This window comes from Variovorax sp. 01T439_2, assembly GCF_056398445.1.
In genome coordinates this window covers 1-3,888 of record NZ_JBFTPJ010000578.1, presented here as the reverse complement: position 1 = coordinate 3,888, position 3,888 = coordinate 1, and the positions used below count along the sequence as shown (strand labels likewise).

The following is a 3,888-nucleotide window of genomic DNA, read 5'->3' as shown; positions in this document are numbered from 1 at the left end:
CTGAACAACAGCGCCGAAACCAACAGCGCCGAAATCAAGAACGCCCCGGACAAGTGACCGGAGGGTAAACACAATGGCCCTGCAGCACATCCCGCCCATCCAGTGCCTGCTGACCTTCGAGGCCGTGGCGCGGTTGCGGCATGYGGGCCGCGCGGCCGACGAGCTGTGCGTCACCGCCAGCGCCGTGAGCCACCGCATCCGCCAGCTCGAGGCGCACGTGGGCTTCAAGCTCTTCGGCCGCGGCGACTTCAGCCTCACGGCCGACGGCGCCGCCTACCTTGCCAACGTGCGCACCGGCCTTGCTGCGCTGCAGGCCACGCCGCTCGGCAACGCGGCGACGCGCGCCACGCGCCTGCGCATCGCCGTCACGCCCACCTTCAGCCGCGTGTTCCTGATGCCGCGGCTCGAGCTGTTCCGCAACATCTACCCCGACATCGAGCTGGTGCTGCAGGTGTCCATTCCGCTGCTCGACGTCACGGCCGAGCAGGCCGACCTCGAGGTGCGCTACGGCAGCGGCGCGTACGCCGATTGCGAACACCGCCTGCTGCTCGATGAAGAGGTGCTGCCCGCCTGCAGCCCGAGCTACCTCAACGAATTCGGCCCCTTCGACGGCTTTTGCACCGCGGCGGAGATTGCCAGCGCGCGGCTGATCCGCAGCCCGCTCGAGCCCTGGGGCACCTGGTTCGCAAGCTGCGGCCTCGACCAGCCCGAGCCGCACGTCGGCTCGCAGTTCAACGACCTGGGCCTGGTCTATGACGCCGCGGCCAGCGGCTTTGGCGTGGCGCTGGTGCGCCAGAAGATGGGCGCCGCCTGGTTCGAATCGGGCCGGCTGGTGCCACTGTCCGACCGGCCCGTGCCCTCGCCGCACCGCCACACCATCTGCTGGCAGCCCGGCACGCTCGATCGCTGGGAATGCGCGGCGTTTGCGGACTGGCTCGCGCAGAGCCTGCGCTGAAGAACCGGCGGCCGGCCGGCTGCCCCATCCGGCAGAGTTCTATCGGCAAAGTTCTCTCAAGCGCCGCGCAAAAAAGCTTCAACCCGGCCGCGCCGCATTTTGCGTAGAGTGCAGGGCACCAAGAGAGACATCATGAACGCGCCGCTCACCGCCGCCCAGCACGATTCGCTGCTGCAAAAAAAAACCGACCGCCAGTCGCAGATCGTGCGCGCCCTGCAGGCCCACCTGCCGGCCCACGCGCTGATCTGGCACGCCGAGGACACCACGCCCTACGAGTGCGACGGCCTCACCGCCTACCGCCAGCGCCCGCTGGTGGTGGCCCTGCCCGAGACCGAGGCGCAGGTGGCGGCCGTGCTCAAGACCTGCCACCAGCTCGGCGTGCCCGTGGTGGCGCGCGGTGCGGGCACCGGGCTTTCGGGCGGCGCCATGCCGCATGCGCTGGGCTTGACGCTGTCGCTCGCCAAGTTCAACCGCATCCTGAAGATCGACCCGGTGAGCCGAACGGCCGTGGTGCAGTGCGGCGTGCGCAACCTCGCCATCAGCGAAGCCGCCGCGCCCTTCAACCTCTACTACGCGCCTGATCCGTCGAGCCAGATCGCCTGCACCATCGGCGGCAACGTGGCCGAGAACTCGGGCGGCGTGCACTGCCTCAAGTACGGTCTCACCTTGCACAACGTGCTGGGCGTGCGCGGCTTCACGGCCGAAGGCGAGCCCATCGAGTTCGGCGGCGAGGCGCTCGACGCGCCGGGCCTGGACCTGCTCGCGCTGGTCATCGGCAGCGAAGGCATGCTGGCCGTGACCACCGAGGTCACCGTCAAGCTGGTGCCCAAGCCGCAGGTCGCGCGCTGCATCATGGCCAGCTTCGACGACGTTCGCAAGGCGGGCGATGCGGTGGCCGCGGTGATTGCGGCCGGCATCATTCCCGCGGGGCTCGAGATGATGGACAAGCCGATGACCGCCGCCGTCGAGGACTTCGTGCACGCGGGCTACGACCTCGACGCCGCCGCGATCCTGCTGTGCGAATCCGACGGCACCGCCGAGGAAGTGGAAGAAGAAATCGGCCGCATGACGGCCGTGCTGCGCTCCTGCGGCGCCACCGCCATTGCGGTGAGCAGCAGCGAGGAAGAGCGCATGAAGTTCTGGAGCGGCCGCAAGAACGCCTTCCCCGCCTCGGGCCGCATCAGCCCCGACTACATGTGCCTCGACTCCACCATTCCGCGCAAGCGCCTGGCCGACATCCTGCTGGCCATCCAGCAGATGGAGAAGAAGTACGGCCTGCGCTGCTGCAACGTGTTCCACGCGGGCGACGGCAACCTGCATCCGCTGGTGCTGTTCGATGCCAATGACCCCGACGAGCTGCACCGCTGCGAACTCTTCGGCGCCGACATCCTCGAGACCAGCGTGGCCATGGGCGGCACCGTGTCGGGCGAGCATGGCGTGGGCGTGGAAAAGCTCAACAGCATGTGCGTGCAGTTCACCGCGGCCGAGAACGAGCAGATGTCCGGCGTCAAGCGCGCCTTCGATCCGGCCGGCCTGCTGAACCCCGGCAAGGTGATCCCGACGCTGCAGCGCTGCGCCGAATACGGCAAGCAGGTGGTGCGCGGCGGCCGGCTGCCGCATCCCGAGCTGCCGCGCTTCTGAGAACCACGACAAGAAAAGCAGCACAGACCATGGAGCCCGCCCTCCGCCAGATCGCCGAACGCATTCGCGCCGCGGCCGCCGATGCCACGCCGCTTCGCATCCGCGGCGGCGGCACCAAGGATTTCTACGGCGAGGCGTTGCAAGGCGACGTTCTCGACACCACGGCGCTCGCAGGCATCACGAGCTACGAGCCGAGTGAACTCGTCGTCACCGTGCGCGCCGGCACACCGCTCGCCGAACTCGAAGCCGCATTGGCCGAGAAGGGGCAGTGCCTGCCCTTCGAGCCGCCACACTTCGCCAGCAACAGCACGGTGGGTGGCATGGTCGCCGCCGGCTTGAGCGGCCCCGCGCGCGCCAGCGTGGGCGCGGTGCGCGACTACCTGCTCGGTGCCACGTTGGTCAACGGCCGTGGCGACATCCTGAGCTTCGGCGGGCAGGTGATGAAGAACGTCGCAGGCTACGACGTCTCGCGCGTACTCGCGGGATCGCTCGGCACGCTGGGCGTGATCGCCGAGGTCAGCCTCAAGGTGCTGCCGGTCGCGCCCGCCGAGGCCACACTGGAATTCGCCTGCAGCCAGGCCGATGCGCTGCGCCTGCTCAACGAATGGGGCGGCCGGCCGCTGCCGCTGAATGCGAGCTGCTGGTTCGAACAGGCGGGCACCGGCATCCTGCAGTTGCGCCTGCGCGGCGCGGTCGCGGCGGTGGAAGCCGCGTGCGCGCATCTCGGCGGCGAGCGCAGGGACAACGCGCAGGCCGCGGCGCACTGGCAGGCGCTGCGCGACCAGCAGCTGCCGTGGTTCGGCACGGGCGCGAACGCACTGTGGCGCCTGTCGGTGCCGCAGACCGCATCGGCGCTTGCATGGGATGGCGATGGCGCCGCGCCGCTGGTCGAATGGCATGGCGGGCAGCGCTGGTACCAGGCGCCRCCCGCGCAGGCCGCGCGCATCCGCGAAGCTGCGCATGCGGCCGGCGGGCACGCCACGCTGTTCCGCATGCCTGCAGGCCAGGCCGCGGACAGCCGCGTGCCGCGCTTCGATGCATTGAGCGCGCCCGTAGCCCGCATCCACCAGGCGCTGATGCACGAATTCGATCCGCACCGCATCTTCGATCGTGCACGGCTGCTCGCCGGCGCATAGATAAAAAACCAAGAACACCCGCGATGCAAACCGAACTCGCCCCCGAATTCCGCGGCACCGACGAAGGCCGCGAGGCCGAAGCCATCCTGCGCAAGTGCGTGCACTGCGGCTTCTGCACCGCCACCTGCCCCACCTACCAGCTGCTCGGCGACGAGC

4 protein-coding genes are annotated in these 3,888 nt (G+C 69.4%); all 4 read left to right on the top strand.

Features of this window, described 5'->3' with window-relative positions:
• Positions 1-73 precede the first annotated feature (73 nt).
• Entirely contained in the window at positions 74-955 is an 882-nt protein-coding gene (locus AC1DOC_RS23630; RefSeq protein ID WP_478130603.1) for a LysR substrate-binding domain-containing protein, read from the top strand.
• A 132-nt stretch (positions 956-1,087) separates the two neighbouring features.
• Positions 1,088-2,596 carry an FAD-linked oxidase C-terminal domain-containing protein gene (locus tag AC1DOC_RS23625; RefSeq protein WP_478080027.1) on the top strand — a complete coding sequence of 503 codons (1,509 nt, stop codon included), beginning with the start codon at positions 1,088-1,090 and terminating at the stop codon, positions 2,594-2,596.
• 29 nt (positions 2,597-2,625) lie between these two features.
• A complete protein-coding gene (gene glcE / locus AC1DOC_RS23620) occupies positions 2,626-3,732 on the top strand; it encodes a glycolate oxidase subunit GlcE (RefSeq protein WP_478080026.1) in 1,107 nt (368 codons plus the stop codon).
• Positions 3,733-3,755: 23 nt separating this feature from the next.
• Positions 3,756-3,888 (top strand): 4Fe-4S binding protein (locus tag AC1DOC_RS23615; RefSeq protein ID WP_478130604.1); only part of this gene is annotated, 133 nt, incomplete at its 3' end.